Here is a 13,541-nt window from a genome sequence, read left to right as displayed (position 1 = left end):
ATGGATATTGAAATCCGTCAAGCCACTGTTGCCGATGTTCCAGAGATAACTATGCTTTTTCGGGACACCGTTCGTGAGGTGAATTCAAAACATTACTCAGAGAAGCAGGTACAAACTTGGTCTACTGGTGCCAATGACACCCAAAAATGGGAAGAACGCATTAACAAATTATACTTTTTAGTTGCTGTAAACCAAGACACTATTGTAGGATTTGCCTATTTAAAAAATGGCAATTATTTTGATGGTTTGTTTGTTCATAAAGACTTTCAGCGACAAGGGATTGCTTCGAAATTACTGCGTATAATTGAATCCAAAGTCATTATGGATGGTTTTGATGAAATCAAATCTGATGTTAGCATTACGGCGTTACCATTTTTTGAAGACCACTACTACGATGTCGTTAAAAAACAGAAAAAAGTTCTCAAGGGTGTGATTTTTGAAAATTACATAGTTTCCAAAGCTCTCTAAAGAAACCAAGCCTTTTTACTTTGCTCCAATTGTTTGGCTGCTGCATGCAACAAAGTAACAAATCGTTGTTCATCCAAATCTTCAATATGCTTTATTTGAATAGAGCGTACCTGTTTTCTATTGTTATAGTTTTGCAATTCAGGGAAATCTTTTTCCAACAAAATGCCTTGTACAAAAGCCACATCCACAAAATCGGTTCCTTTTAAAACATTCAAATAAATCATAGGTTTTTTCCCCATGTTATAAAATGGAATTTTATAGCTATACCGCTCTTGAACATTGGGCAACGTTTTCAATATTAACTGCCTAACATATAACATAATGGACTGATACGGTTCTTTCTGTTCTAAAAAATAGGCATCAACAGGTTTCATTTAGTTGCATGTAATTGGTAATAATTTGTAAGAATTTACTAAATTACTAATCGAAAATGACCAACCAAAACTACTACGCTATTTAATTTACTTGGAACCGACCAGTAAATGCTAAAATTCTTTCGGCGCATAAGGCAAAACCTTCTTGCAGAAAACAAAACAGGCAAATACCTAAAATACGCCATTGGTGAAATAATACTTGTGGTTATTGGGATTTTGATTGCGCTACAGATCAATAACTGGAATGAAACTAGAAAAACTGAAGTTGAGGAGCAAAAAATTCTGAAACAATTAAAAAATGAATACCAAAAAAACTTGGTTCAATTAGACGAAAAAATCTATATGCGCGATAAAATGACATTGGCTTGCGCTGGAATACTAAACTATATTGACCATCCCGAAAAATATATTAAAGACAGTTTGTTGTACTATGCGTTTAGGCTTACCCAAGAACCAACTTTCAATCCAATAGAAAACGACCTTATTGTTTCTGGAAAATTAAGAACCCTACAAAACGACAGTTTAACCATTTTACTATCCAATTGGACATCAGATGTGTATCAAGTTCAAGAATTAGAGGCCAGTTGGCAGCAGTTGCGCAGCCAATTTGTAATGCCTGTTTTTATGTCGAAAGACTTTGCAAGAAATACGGCATCCTATCTACTAAAAAATGGCTATACACCAGACCATGCTTTTGACCAAAATACGTCACTGGTTTACGATATTGAAATGACTGATACAGATTTGTTAAAAACATTACAAGAAAACAGGATAGCATTTCAAAGTGCTGCTAGCGCATGTATTCTCTATAACAAAATTATAAACAGTCAATCCAATGTGCTCCGAAAACGGATTCAAAAAATATTAAGCCATATCGATTCAGAAATACATTATGATTAAATTCTTCCGTAAAATACGATACAACCTTATGAGTGAAAACAAAACAACCAAATACTTTAAATACGCCATTGGAGAAATAATTCTCGTAGTTATTGGGATATTATTAGCCTTACAGATTAATAATTGGAATGAAGCTCAAAAAGAAAAAGCTCGAGAACAACAAATCCTAAAAAGTTTAAGGGAAGAGTTCATGCAAAATATTAATGAGCTAGAATTTGACCATCAAATAAATATTGGTTGCATTAACGCATTAAAAGTACTGTTGAATTTTGATACCTCTTCCGATTTCGACACAAGAACATTGGATAGCTTATTTGGACAAGCTTATAATTTCGCAACATTTGATGCACGATTAGGTGTAATTAATGATCTAAACTCTTCAGGGAATCTAGAATTAATTCGAGATTCCAAATTACGATATGCCTTAAACCAATGGACAGGGGAACTAAATGACTACAAAGAAGATATTATTATTAGAAGAGAGTATTGGATTAACAATTATTCGCCATTGGTTAATAAATACATTCCTTTAAGAAATACAGACACATTTATTGATCGTAGCGATTATACTAGAAATTTTAAAGTTAACACAAGACAAGTGCCCAAATCAAATTATATTGAATTCCTAACAAACATAGAATCTGATGGTGCTCTTTTTGATTATTACTTAAACCAATCGTTTGTTACAATTAACGAAGAAAATATATTAGAATTTTTAGAGAAAACCATTGCATTAATAGAAGCTAACATACAAGATGATTAAATTTTTCCGTAATATCCGTAAAAAGCTAGCTTCAGAAAACAAAGCTATGGCTTATTCGCGCTATGCCATTGGTGAAATAATCCTTGTAGTCATAGGAATATTAATTGCGCTTCAAATTAATAATTGGAATGAAAATAGAAAAAACAAAATCCAAGAAGATATTCTTTTAGAACAACTACTAGCAGATTTCAACAGCAATCTAAAGCAATTGGATCAAAAAATCTCCATGCGAAATATTTTTATGGAAGCCTCTAAACAATTATTGAATTTTATTGATAATCCTAGTCAGCGTGAAAAGGATAGTATTAACTACAATATAGCTAGAACAATGCCATATGCTTCTTTTGATCCAATTATAATAGATCTAGCAAGTTCTGGCGATTTAAACCTTATTAAAAATGAAACATTAAAGCACGCACTTACACGATGGACTTCGGAAATTAATGATGTTATTGAAGACGAAGTAATTTGGAAAGACTACAGAAACAACCTATATATTCCTTTTTTAATAGAAAACTATCAATTAAGAACTATTCGAAATTTAGCATACAAAACCGATCTTTTAGGCAGTTATTCCCTTGAAGTTGGTGAAAAAATCACTGATTATTCAAAGGATGCCATTGGTGAATCTGCATACAATGTAGATTATAACATGCTATTAAATCACCCTAATTTCGAAGACCACCTAACTAGATGTTATGCTATTAATAGCTGGGCAAACGTACAATCACAAATCTTAAGAAAACGCATTGTTGAAATCATTGATTTAATTAAACAGGAATTAGAACATGATTAAATTCTTCCGTCACATACGCCAGTCACTTATTATGAAAAATCAAACCAGTAAATACTTTAAATACGCCATTGGCGAAATAATCCTTGTGGTAATTGGAATTCTAATCGCACTTCAGATTAATAATTGGAATGAATCGCGAAAATCTGACTTACAAGAATTAAGCGCTTTAAATAATATTCATCGTGATTTTTTAAAAAATAAAGACATTTTAGAAGAGGTACAGACCAGTACGTTGTTAATATTGGAGTCAGGCGTTCAAATCCTAAACCATACCGGAAAAAAAGTTAAACCAGATTCCGAGGATGTTTTTAACGATTGGCTAAACCAATTGTTCAATAGCACACCTTATTATCCTCAAAATGGATTTTTAGATGATTTATTAAGTTCTGGAAAACTTGGCATTTTTAAAAATGTAGAGTTACGAAACCTGCTGTCCTCATGGAAACCAGACGTCGAAATTTTAGAAGAAAAGTTTAACACAGTCGATAAAAATGAAGGTATACTGAATACTTACATTATCGAAAGAGCTAGTTGGCTAAAAGCCGATCAAGTAGACGATAAAGTTAGAAACATAACTTTTCCAAAATCTGGTTTTACTGTTGATAACAGATACCTATTAGAAGAACTTCAATTTGAAAATTTAGTCGAAAATGTAGTTATTCATGCAGACAGTTATTATTCAAAACAAAAAAAAACAAGAGCCCTTCTTGATGAAATAATTGCATTGTTGGAAACTGAAATTAATAAAGCAAATGATTAAATTCTTCCGAAATATCCGCAAAAACCTTCTCAACAAAGGCAAAACCAGCAAGTACCTTAAATATGCTATTGGTGAAATTGTTCTGGTCGTAATTGGGATTTTGATTGCATTGGCCATAAATAAATGGAACCAGAAAATTCAAGAATCAAAACAAGGAAAAGTACTACTAGAGAGAATACATCATGATTTAGTACAAGACACTTTATTGTTTAGAAAAACAGTAGAAAAAAATGTAGTCATCAGAGAGGATATCAAACACTTTTTGAATACCATGTATTCCGGTGTTGAAAATAAAAAACAAGTTGAAAAAATGAGCGCTACTTTTGATAAAGCTCTAGATCAAATATTTTCATATAATAAAACAACCTACAATAGTATTATGAGCACTGGCTCTATCAACCTTATAAACAACCCTAAACTAAAAGATGATATTCTAGAGCTTTATAACTCTTATGAAGAAATTGAAGAATTGCTCAACTCCATAAATGAATGGATGTTAAATGTTACGTCAACTTTAGATACCAAAACCAATTTTATAAAATTCAATACTCAAGTTTCAGATATTTATACTTATAAAGAAATGATTACAGAGAAAGATTTCGAATTTTTAAACAACCAAAGCAGCGAAGAATTCCAGATACTTGTCAGGGCCATCTCTGCTACAGCCTTCAACCAAAAGGTCAGAAATATGTACTACCAAGATTTAATTAAAAAATGCCACACAACCCTTCAACATATTAATATCGAGCTAGAAAAATGATTAAATTCTTCCGTAACATACGAAAATCACTTCTCAAAGAAGATAAAACAAGTAAGTACCTTAAATATGCTATTGGTGAAATTGTTTTGGTAGTAATTGGGATTTTGATCGCACTTCAAGTGAACAATTGGAATAATGAGCGACAACTCAATAAAGAAGGTCAGAACCTTCTAACGAATATTCAAAAAGACTTATTAACGGATATTAATCGTGCCAGTGAGATCTTAGACTTTTATCTCGTAAAGGATTCTCTAAGCAAGATGGTACTGACAGACCAGTTCATTCATCAGAATTATAGAAAATTTATAAGCGGGGAGCAAGGGACTTATTTTGCGTATTGGTACGATGACTTTATTTTAAATGAACAGAGTTACCAAAAGTTTAAAGATGCACTAAAAGATTTAGACCACCAATTTGATGTACTGCAAGAACCTTTGGACGAATTGCATATTACTTTAGGTAACAATATAAAAGTGTACAATCAACGCATAAGAACTACGGTTTATCAAAATATAGATTATTTAGCTACTAATAAATCGTGGTATTACCAATGGAGTAGCAATTATGATGAAGCTGTGGAGGTTAACGACATGTATGCGTTTTTTCTTAACGACCCCATTTATAAAAACCAAGTTGCTCGCTATACTAACGATTATCTAAATTTATATAGAGATGCACAGACATATAGGATTAAAGCCATTGAACTCTATATAACGATTGCAGAATTCCTAAATAAGCCAGTGCCCGATAATGAGCTACTAAAGTTAAAGGTATCTAACAAGGGCGGGCTAGCACATTATTTAGGAGAGTATCAATCTTCACATGAGTCTAATAATAGTAAACTACATAATGTGACGATAAAAAGTGAAGACGGCTACCTTGTAATGAAAGACATTAATAATAAATCTAAAATACTCTACAGGCATTCAGACAGTTTATTCTTTATGTTCAAAGCTAATGAGATTGTAAAGTTTCATTTAAATAATGACACTAAAAAAACGACGTTTACCATAATTACCAAAGAAAAAAGAATACCATTTAATAAAGTAAAACCTTGAAAAAAAGCAATATAATAAAATTTTTACATCAAATAAGAAATACATGCAATAGTGCAGAACTCGTCCTCATTTTAGACTTTTCAAAGTTCAAATAGGATATTTAATTCTGAACTTACAAACTAAATAACATATTAACTATTAATGACAACTAAATCATCCATCTTATTTTTTATTAGCTTATGGCTTTTGCTTAATTGCAATAGCAATAAAAATGAAGTATCATCTAATACTGAAGTGCAAAACTTCAAAACAAAGAATTATGAAGATCTTGTGTCACTTTTTCACAATTGGCGTTCATTTGAAAGTCCACCTTTACTTGATGGTGCACCAGATTACACAAAAGAAACCTTCGAACAACGTTGGTCTGAATTTGAAGAACTTCGGAAACAGCTCATGGCTATTGACACTACCAATTGGTCTATTCCAAATCAAGTAGATTGGATGCTTGTATGGGCAGAGATGAATGGTTATGATTTTAACTATAAAATTTTAAAGCCTTGGGTACGTGACCCTGCATTTTATAAAGTTGTATGGACCTACAAGAGCGATGTACCTGCACACGAAGGGCCAACCAATCATGGTACCCTTGAGTTATGGACTTATGAACAGCCATTTTCCGTCGAAGAGCGAATACAATTAATTAAAGAGCTCAATGTTATTCAGCCTTTATACCAACAGGCAAAACAAAATTTAACTGGCAATGCTAAAGATCTTTGGATAGCTGGTATTCGCGATATCCAAGATCAAAGAGATGTGTTACTCAACATGAAAGAATACGATGGAGTTGAAAATGATGAGGAACTACTTGCTGCCATTGATCGAGCAATAGATGCCACTAACAATTTGGTAGAGTGGCTCCAGAGTGAAGCTAAGTCTAAAACAGGGCCATCGGGAATTGGTAAAGAAAATTACAACTGGTATTTACAGAATGTTCATTTAGTTCCTTTAACCTGGGATGATGAAGTTATGTTATTGAAACGCGAATTAGCACGGGCTTGGGCATCGCTAAAGCTTGAAGAGCATCGTAACCGCGACATAGATCAATTGATAGCGGCTGACTCGCCCGAAGCTTACGATAAAATGGCTGATGAAGCTGCTAAGAGCTTGATCAATTTTTTAGATCAACAGGGGATAGTTAGCGTAAAACCATATTTTGAAGTAGCCTTACGAGAACATTTGGGTCAATACGTGCCTGAAGAAAAACGCAACTTTTTTGTAATCGGTGAGCATTACGATCCGCGACCACTCTACTCACACTTTTACCATTGGTTTGAGCTGGCTAGAATGGACCATGAACCACATGCTAGTGAGATTAGGCGTGGCCCTCTGCTATACAATATATTTGACTCTCGCAGTGAAGGTACTGCAACTGCTGTAGAAGAAATGTTTTTACAAGCCGGACTCTACGATGACAGTCCAAGATCAAAGGAAATTGTTTACATCATGATAGCGCAGCGTGCTGCAAGAGGCTTGGGCTCATTGTATGCTCATGCCAATAAAATGACCATGGAAGAAGCTGGTGGTATACATAGTGAATACACGCCACGTGGCTGGATGAAAACCGAGAAGGACTTACTCATTTTTGAACAACATCTGTACTTACGCCAACCAGGTTATGGCACGAGTTATATAACCGGTAAATTTTTATTAGAAAATGCCATGGCAGACTATGCCAAATTACAGGAAGATAATGACAAAGCTTTTAAGACTAAAGCATTTTTTGACACACTCAATAGTATTGGCAACATTCCCATCTCACTTGGACATTGGCAAATGACAAATAAGAAAAAGCATTTAGATATTATCATCAATGATTAAATTTTTCAGACACATACGTAAATCACTCCTCAACGAAGGCAAAATGAGTAAATATGTAAAATATGCCATTGGTGAAATAGTACTTGTTGTTATTGGAATTTTGGTTGCTTTACAAATTAATAATTGGAATGAAGCCAATAAAACTAAACAGTTAGAAACAAAAATCTTGAAAGAATTCCACAATAATTTAACACTAGACTTAAAAGAAATCCAGCATGATATTGCTACTATGGACTCCATAGTAAAAGCTTGTAAGGACCTAAAAGACTATATAAAAACACATGAGACACCTAGTTCCAAATTCAATTATTTGACAACATTATTACGCGTCATACCACATTTTGATCCCAATAAAAGCGGCTATGGGCTTCTACAATCTAAAGGCGTTGAAGTTATTTCCAACGATAGTTTGCGAAACAATATCTCGCTGCTTTACGAAAGGGCATACCCCTATTACAGACGCTATGAAGACGAGCGATTGGATTTTTTTAATCTGAATACGCAACCCAAGTTATTGGAATATTTTTATAAAAACTTTGACAGCACGGCTACTTGGTATGCCAATTATAAAATAACACAAGCAGATTATGAAAGACTCAAGGTAGACGAATCATTCTCCAGATTAATATCAACCATCGCATTTGAAAATGCTGGAGTGCAAAACAGAGCCAAACGCACAGAAGGACAAATTAAAAACCTACTGTAATTCATTAAACAGGAATTAAATTCTATTGATAAATAGTCATTACAAAAAAAATCAAACAATGGAAAACGAAACCGTAAAACCAATCTCCAAAAGTGAACGTATTGCCTACCTCGATATCTTAAGAGGTATTTCTATACTGTTTATCTATACTGCAAATATCCTCATGTTCTCGGGAATATTCTTTTTCCCAGAAGATTCACCGCAAAGGTTATATACCTTGCCTACAGATGAATGGGTTGATTTTATAAACTATGTACTGGTAGATGGTAAATTTTATTCCATTTTTTCGCTACTTTTTGGAATTGGCTGTGTTATTCAATTTAACAACTTAACCGCACATGGTAAGGCATTTGCTCCTTTTTTTAGAAGGCGCATGTTTTGGTTATTAATTATTGGTTTAATTCATTTAGTGCTCTTTTGGCCTGGAGATATTCTAACACTTTATGCGTTTCTAGGTTTTTTCTTGATTTGGTTTGTGAAAAAATCTAATAAAACCCTTTTAATCACTGCGGGTATATTCATTTTATTCCCTTTGGTCAATTGGGCTTTTATGCACTTTTCAGGCATCTATTATCCTGGATTGGCTTTTCAAAAAAGCACCGAAATCTATCAATATTTTGGTATGCCAATTATGGAATTTCAGGGTGGCTTGAGTCCCAATTTTATAGCCTACCAACTCAATGAAAATATAGCTGATTTTTTTAAAATGAATCTGGGGAATACATTTATTAGAATAGGTAGGATTTTGGATGAAGGTCGATTGTTTAAAGTTTTTGGAATCTTTTTAATTGGTATTTGGGCTGGCAGGAAAATACTCAATGAAAATATTTTGGATAATACCGCATTTTTGAAGAAAGTGTTTGTAATTGGTTTATTGGTAGGTCTTCCCGTTAATATTGTTAGAGGTTACATTGAATTCTTTGTGGATAGTACAGATACTACAAAACTGTTTCATATTCTTGCTTATGCCTTGGGAACCGTACCATTGGCATTAAGCTATGCTGCTGGGATTGCCTTGTTAGTTAAGAAGAAAGTAGGATTTCTCGATTGGTTTAAACCCGTTGGTAAAACGGCATTATCCAACTACTTGTTTCAAACAGCTATTTCAACCATTATTTTTTACGGATTTGGGTTTAACCTCGTCGGAAAATTCGGCTTTACTTATGTTATGATGATTGGCTTGGGCGTATTTATCATACAAATTATATGTAGTAAAATATGGTTACGTTATTTCAAGTTTGGTCCCATGGAATGGCTCTGGCGTAAACTAACTTATGGCATACAACTAAAAATCAAGAAATGATAAAATTTTTCAGAAATATTCGTAAAAAACTGGCATCCGAAAATAAAGCTGCGGCCTATTCCAGATATGCTATAGGCGAAATTGTACTCGTAGTTATTGGGATTTTGATTGCCTTACAGATTAACAATTGGAATGAAACACGCAAAGAACGCGAAGAGGAAAAAGCTCTGTTACAACAATTACAATCTGAATTTGAAAGTAATCGAAAGCAACTGAACGAAAAAATAATTATTCGCAATAATATGATTGCTGCATCTTTTAAACTTTTGGATTATATAGACTACCCTGAAAAACGTCATTCAGATAGTATAAACAGCTACCTAGTTCAAACCATTTTGGTTCCTACCTTCGATCCGATAATCAATGACATTATGAGTTCGGGAAGAATTCAGTTACTAAAAAACAATAAATTGAAAGAACTATTGACCCTATGGACAAGTGAAATTATTCAGGTAACTGAAGAAGAGGTAGCTTGGAGAGAGTATAAATACAATCAATACCAACCTTTCTTACTCAAAGAAGCTTCAATAAGGTCCATAACCAATCAATACTGGCAAGACAATGCTATGGAAACCTTTTATTTGGACAAAGGAACAACCGTGAAGTTCGATCTAAAGAACTCACGGACTCATACCGATTTTTCAAATATTTTTGAAAATCCAGATTTTGAAGATCATCTTGCGGCTTGCGCAACCGATGCCAAAATTGCTAACATTCAATCCTTAAGTCTACAAAATAGGATTAAAGAAATATTACAGATTATTAAGCAAGAACTCGAAGAAAATCCATGATAAAGTTATTCAGAAATATCCGCAAAAATTTACTCAACGAAGGTAAAACCAGTAAGTATTTTAAATACGCTATAGGTGAAATCGTGTTGGTGGTTATAGGAATTCTTATCGCGCTTCAGATAAACAATTGGAATAGTGAAAGAATCCTTAAAAAAGAAGAGTTAAACATCTTAAAAGATTTAAAAGTAGAAATCACTGATAACATTTCATCGCTTGATTCAGTAATTACTCAACATGAAAAATCGTATAACGCCGCACTAAAAATAGATTCGCTTTTTGATAACAGACAAGCTTTTGAGAAAGTACAGGATTCTGTATTTAGCAACTTAGGCTCAACCATGAATATGAACCATACGTTTGATCCTAAAAATGGCATTTTAAAATCCATTATCTCTTCAGGTCAAATTAGTTATTTAAGTAATAAAGAACTTAAGTACAAACTAGCCTCTTTTGAAGACGAAATTATTGATGCTTTCGAAGACACTTATAGAATTGAAGAATGGCGAAACAATTTAACAACTACTTTATATACCAAAGGCTACATAATTAAAAACAGTAAGATTGATGGATTTGATATAAAAAAGTACTATGATGACCCTCAATTTAGAATGTATACAAAAGTATTGTTCATTAACATCAGAAGTCAAGGCTTAAAAGAAGAGCGGCAATTAAAAAAGAACATGATCTCCATTTTAGACTTAATTAATGAAGAAATTTTAAAGGCACAATGATAAAATTCTTTAGAAATATCCGTAAAAACTTACTCAACGAAGGCAAAACCAGCAAGTACTTCAAGTATGCCATTGGTGAAATCGTATTAGTTGTGATTGGTATACTCATTGCACTTCAGATTAATAACTGGAATGAGAATAGAAAACTAGAAAACAGTAAGCATAAACTCCTGTTGGCGTTAAAAAATGAATTGGTTAACAATAAAAATGAATTGGAGATTTATTTTCATAATCTCAACATAAGTAATTCTAAATTTAACAAAGTACTGCGTTATTCAGTTGGAGATTATACTATTCCAACAGATAGTCTAAAATATTATCTCTCTGAAATGCTTTACTACAGAACACTGTCAATTTTCAGTTCAGTTCAGGATGAAGCCATTAGCTCTGGTAAATTTGAGTTATTAAGCGATAGCCTAAAACAAAATCTGTCTTTACTAAAAGATTATACCCACTCAAGAAATTCTATAAGAGACCAAGGTTTTAATATATTTTTTGAAAGGGATAATCAAACAACGAAAGTAACCACTAGCTTGTATATGTCTCCTGAAGTACCTGATGAATTGGCGAGCCATTCTAAAATTCCTACCCATCCTGAATTTTTATTGACCGATATGGAGCTTTCAACTTTAGTCAAAAATCCTGAAACTTATTTAACCTTAAATAAAATATACCTAACCTATGCAAGTGATGAAGTTTGGGTTAAACATGGTCTTATAAGTGTCACCAACAAAACCATTGCATTAATTGATAAAGAATTGAATACACATGATTAAATTCTTTCGTAAAATCCGCCAAAACTTACTTATGGAAAACAAAACCAGTAAATACTTTAAATATGCTTTGGGTGAAATATTTCTTGTAGTTATAGGAATTTTAATCGCACTTCAAATTAATAATTGGAACGAGAATAGGAAAAAGCATCAGTTAAAAGTCTTTTACATGAATTCCATTAAAAACGACTTAACAAAAGACACTCTAGATATAAATCATATAATAAAATTGCAGCGTGCAGACAATAAGGCTTCAGATGAATACTTAAACCGCATGCTAGATACGTTAAGTACAATTGACACGATTATCAATATAGCTAAAAATGAATATGATTTTAAGTTTACAGTTAAAAGAGAGTATGCAAACAATACATTCAATACGTTAATTTCAACCGGTAATATCGAACTTTTGGATAAAGAACTTACCCAAAAATTAATGGACTTAAACAGTATACAACAAGACCAGCTAGAAAGATTCTATAGCCATATGGGCTATTTCGAAAGAATAATGTCTGACTATCTTCAAAACTACCCTATTTATGATAGCATTCCCGAAAACACAGTTGTTGGGAAAATTTTATGGGATGATATAGATGAAAAACAACTTGTAGGAAGTTTTACTTCAATTCTTGGTTTACGGAAATTTATGTTCAAAAACTCCATTAGCGGGCATTTAAGAGTTAAAGACCAGTCTATTGAAGTACTGAATTTAATAGACAAACTATTGGAAGAATGATACAATTTTTCAGAAAAATACGATATAACCTTATGAATGATAATAAAACACGTAAATACCTTAAGTATGCTACAGGCGAAATCACCTTGGTAGTCATTGGGATTTTAATTGCGCTTCAGATAAATAATTGGAACGAAAAACGTAAGGATTCCAACAAGGAAAAAGCCATTTTAGTCAATGTACATAACGAGTTTAAACAAAACCAAAAACAGTTGGACTCGGTAGTAAAGCATCATCAACATGTATATAATAATTGTACTAAAATAATCAGCCTGTTTCCAATAACAACTAAACCCGAACCAGAAATTTTAGATTCGCTTGCCTATCAGTTATTTTGGTCTTATGGTGGCAACACATTTAATCCGTCTCAAACAAGCATTAATGCTCTAGCAAGTACTTCCTCCTTTGATATTATTAAAAACGATACCTTGCGCGACCATTTGATTTCTTGGAATGATTTGATTACTGATTACCAAGAAGAAGAATTACGGGTTTTAGAACATATGGTTCAACAATATGATCCCTACATGTCAAAACATTTTGATTGGAATTTTAATTTTAATGATCCTCGAAATGACTTTGACGCGCTCCAAACTTTAGAATTTGAATATTTAGTAAGAAACCAACACTTTTTAGTTGATCAGATATTAACAAATGCGGGCGAGCTTCAAAAAGTGCAAAAAACCTTAAGTGAAATTATTGAGCTTTCAAAGCCCTACTCTGGTAATTAAATTTCAATGCTAATTATTTATTCTTTTTACTTGCTTGAAAACATATTTTTATTTTACTTTGTATTTCAAAGTA

The 13,541-nt window shown here is 32.8% G+C and carries 16 protein-coding genes; 15 read left to right on the top strand and 1 reads right to left on the bottom strand.

The window, feature by feature from the left end:
- Entirely contained in the window at positions 1-468 is a 468-nt protein-coding gene (locus K7G76_RS08575; protein ID WP_223033796.1) for a GNAT family N-acetyltransferase, read from the top strand.
- Here the strand turns inward: K7G76_RS08575 and K7G76_RS08570 are convergent.
- Entirely contained in the window at positions 465-842 is a 378-nt protein-coding gene (locus K7G76_RS08570) for a DUF1801 domain-containing protein (protein ID WP_223033795.1), read from the bottom strand. The genes K7G76_RS08575 and K7G76_RS08570 overlap by 4 nt on opposite strands.
- A gap of 108 nt (positions 843-950) precedes the next feature.
- Here K7G76_RS08570 and K7G76_RS08565 point away from each other — a divergent pair, with 108 nt between their 5' ends.
- The 14 genes from K7G76_RS08565 to K7G76_RS08500 all read left to right on the top strand — a co-directional run bounded on the left by K7G76_RS08565 (position 951) and on the right by K7G76_RS08500 (position 13,468).
- The gene (locus K7G76_RS08565) at positions 951-1,742 is read left to right on the top strand and encodes a DUF6090 family protein (RefSeq protein ID WP_223033794.1); all 792 of its coding nucleotides are present in this window, start codon (positions 951-953) and stop codon (positions 1,740-1,742) included.
- 28 nt (positions 1,743-1,770) lie between these two features.
- On the top strand, positions 1,771-2,505 hold the full coding sequence (locus K7G76_RS08560; RefSeq protein WP_223033793.1) for a DUF6090 family protein: 735 nt from the start codon (positions 1,771-1,773) through the stop codon (positions 2,503-2,505).
- Positions 2,498-3,301, top strand: a complete 804-nt coding sequence (locus tag K7G76_RS08555) for a DUF6090 family protein (protein ID WP_223033792.1) — start codon at positions 2,498-2,500, stop codon at positions 3,299-3,301. Before K7G76_RS08560 ends, K7G76_RS08555 begins: the two co-directional genes overlap by 8 nt.
- The gene (locus K7G76_RS08550; protein WP_255572965.1) at positions 3,294-4,061 is read left to right on the top strand and encodes a DUF6090 family protein; all 768 of its coding nucleotides are present in this window, start codon (positions 3,294-3,296) and stop codon (positions 4,059-4,061) included. Before K7G76_RS08555 ends, K7G76_RS08550 begins: the two co-directional genes overlap by 8 nt.
- Positions 4,054-4,821, top strand: coding sequence for a DUF6090 family protein (locus K7G76_RS08545; RefSeq protein WP_223033791.1), 768 nt, complete (start codon positions 4,054-4,056; stop codon positions 4,819-4,821). Before K7G76_RS08550 ends, K7G76_RS08545 begins: the two co-directional genes overlap by 8 nt.
- Positions 4,818-5,879, top strand: a complete 1,062-nt coding sequence (locus K7G76_RS08540; RefSeq protein ID WP_223033790.1) for a DUF6090 family protein — start codon at positions 4,818-4,820, stop codon at positions 5,877-5,879. Before K7G76_RS08545 ends, K7G76_RS08540 begins: the two co-directional genes overlap by 4 nt.
- A 141-nt stretch (positions 5,880-6,020) precedes the next feature.
- Positions 6,021-7,697 carry a DUF885 domain-containing protein gene (locus K7G76_RS08535; RefSeq protein ID WP_223033789.1) on the top strand — a complete coding sequence of 559 codons (1,677 nt, stop codon included), beginning with the start codon at positions 6,021-6,023 and terminating at the stop codon, positions 7,695-7,697.
- Positions 7,698-7,740: 43 nt separating this feature from the next.
- Positions 7,741-8,403 carry a DUF6090 family protein gene (locus tag K7G76_RS08530; protein WP_223033788.1) on the top strand — a complete coding sequence of 221 codons (663 nt, stop codon included), beginning with the start codon at positions 7,741-7,743 and terminating at the stop codon, positions 8,401-8,403.
- Positions 8,404-8,461: 58 nt separating this feature from the next.
- Positions 8,462-9,706 (top strand): DUF418 domain-containing protein, encoded by a 1,245-nt coding sequence (locus tag K7G76_RS08525; RefSeq protein ID WP_223033787.1) that lies wholly within the window; start codon positions 8,462-8,464, stop codon positions 9,704-9,706.
- Positions 9,703-10,497: a DUF6090 family protein gene (locus K7G76_RS08520; protein ID WP_223033786.1), complete on the top strand. Its 795-nt coding sequence runs from the start codon at positions 9,703-9,705 to the stop codon at positions 10,495-10,497. Before K7G76_RS08525 ends, K7G76_RS08520 begins: the two co-directional genes overlap by 4 nt.
- Entirely contained in the window at positions 10,494-11,228 is a 735-nt protein-coding gene (locus K7G76_RS08515) for a DUF6090 family protein (protein ID WP_223033785.1), read from the top strand. The genes K7G76_RS08520 and K7G76_RS08515 overlap by 4 nt, the downstream gene beginning before the upstream one ends.
- Positions 11,225-12,004 carry a DUF6090 family protein gene (locus tag K7G76_RS08510; RefSeq protein ID WP_223033784.1) on the top strand — a complete coding sequence of 260 codons (780 nt, stop codon included), beginning with the start codon at positions 11,225-11,227 and terminating at the stop codon, positions 12,002-12,004. Before K7G76_RS08515 ends, K7G76_RS08510 begins: the two co-directional genes overlap by 4 nt.
- Positions 11,997-12,737, top strand: a complete 741-nt coding sequence (locus tag K7G76_RS08505; protein WP_223033783.1) for a DUF6090 family protein — start codon at positions 11,997-11,999, stop codon at positions 12,735-12,737. The genes K7G76_RS08510 and K7G76_RS08505 overlap by 8 nt, the downstream gene beginning before the upstream one ends.
- Positions 12,734-13,468: a DUF6090 family protein gene (locus tag K7G76_RS08500; RefSeq protein ID WP_223033782.1), complete on the top strand. Its 735-nt coding sequence runs from the start codon at positions 12,734-12,736 to the stop codon at positions 13,466-13,468. The genes K7G76_RS08505 and K7G76_RS08500 overlap by 4 nt, the downstream gene beginning before the upstream one ends.
- Positions 13,469-13,541 lie beyond the last annotated feature (73 nt).

Origin of the sequence: Hanstruepera marina, from assembly GCF_019880635.1 — a bacterium.
In the GTDB taxonomy this organism is placed as follows: domain Bacteria; phylum Bacteroidota; class Bacteroidia; order Flavobacteriales; family Flavobacteriaceae; genus Hanstruepera; species Hanstruepera marina.
Note: the sequence above shows the minus strand (reverse complement) of the source record. Positions and strands in the feature narration are given on the sequence as shown.

What these genes read in the sequence shown, in the direction of transcription:
- K7G76_RS08575 (WP_223033796.1), top strand. Translation starts at nt 1, where the DNA reads ATGGATATTGAAATCCGTCAAGCCACTGTTGCCGATGTTCCAGAGATA.
- K7G76_RS08570 (WP_223033795.1), bottom strand. Translation starts at nt 842, where the DNA reads ATGAAACCTGTTGATGCCTATTTTTTAGAACAGAAAGAACCGTATCAG.
- K7G76_RS08565 (WP_223033794.1), top strand. Translation starts at nt 951, where the DNA reads ATGCTAAAATTCTTTCGGCGCATAAGGCAAAACCTTCTTGCAGAAAAC.
- K7G76_RS08560 (WP_223033793.1), top strand. Translation starts at nt 1,771, where the DNA reads ATGAGTGAAAACAAAACAACCAAATACTTTAAATACGCCATTGGAGAA.
- K7G76_RS08555 (WP_223033792.1), top strand. Translation starts at nt 2,498, where the DNA reads ATGATTAAATTTTTCCGTAATATCCGTAAAAAGCTAGCTTCAGAAAAC.
- K7G76_RS08550 (WP_255572965.1), top strand. Translation starts at nt 3,294, where the DNA reads ATGATTAAATTCTTCCGTCACATACGCCAGTCACTTATTATGAAAAAT.
- K7G76_RS08545 (WP_223033791.1), top strand. Translation starts at nt 4,054, where the DNA reads ATGATTAAATTCTTCCGAAATATCCGCAAAAACCTTCTCAACAAAGGC.
- K7G76_RS08540 (WP_223033790.1), top strand. Translation starts at nt 4,818, where the DNA reads ATGATTAAATTCTTCCGTAACATACGAAAATCACTTCTCAAAGAAGAT.
- K7G76_RS08535 (WP_223033789.1), top strand. Translation starts at nt 6,021, where the DNA reads ATGACAACTAAATCATCCATCTTATTTTTTATTAGCTTATGGCTTTTG.
- K7G76_RS08530 (WP_223033788.1), top strand. Translation starts at nt 7,741, where the DNA reads ATGAGTAAATATGTAAAATATGCCATTGGTGAAATAGTACTTGTTGTT.
- K7G76_RS08525 (WP_223033787.1), top strand. Translation starts at nt 8,462, where the DNA reads ATGGAAAACGAAACCGTAAAACCAATCTCCAAAAGTGAACGTATTGCC.
- K7G76_RS08520 (WP_223033786.1), top strand. Translation starts at nt 9,703, where the DNA reads ATGATAAAATTTTTCAGAAATATTCGTAAAAAACTGGCATCCGAAAAT.
- K7G76_RS08515 (WP_223033785.1), top strand. Translation starts at nt 10,494, where the DNA reads ATGATAAAGTTATTCAGAAATATCCGCAAAAATTTACTCAACGAAGGT.
- K7G76_RS08510 (WP_223033784.1), top strand. Translation starts at nt 11,225, where the DNA reads ATGATAAAATTCTTTAGAAATATCCGTAAAAACTTACTCAACGAAGGC.
- K7G76_RS08505 (WP_223033783.1), top strand. Translation starts at nt 11,997, where the DNA reads ATGATTAAATTCTTTCGTAAAATCCGCCAAAACTTACTTATGGAAAAC.
- K7G76_RS08500 (WP_223033782.1), top strand. Translation starts at nt 12,734, where the DNA reads ATGATACAATTTTTCAGAAAAATACGATATAACCTTATGAATGATAAT.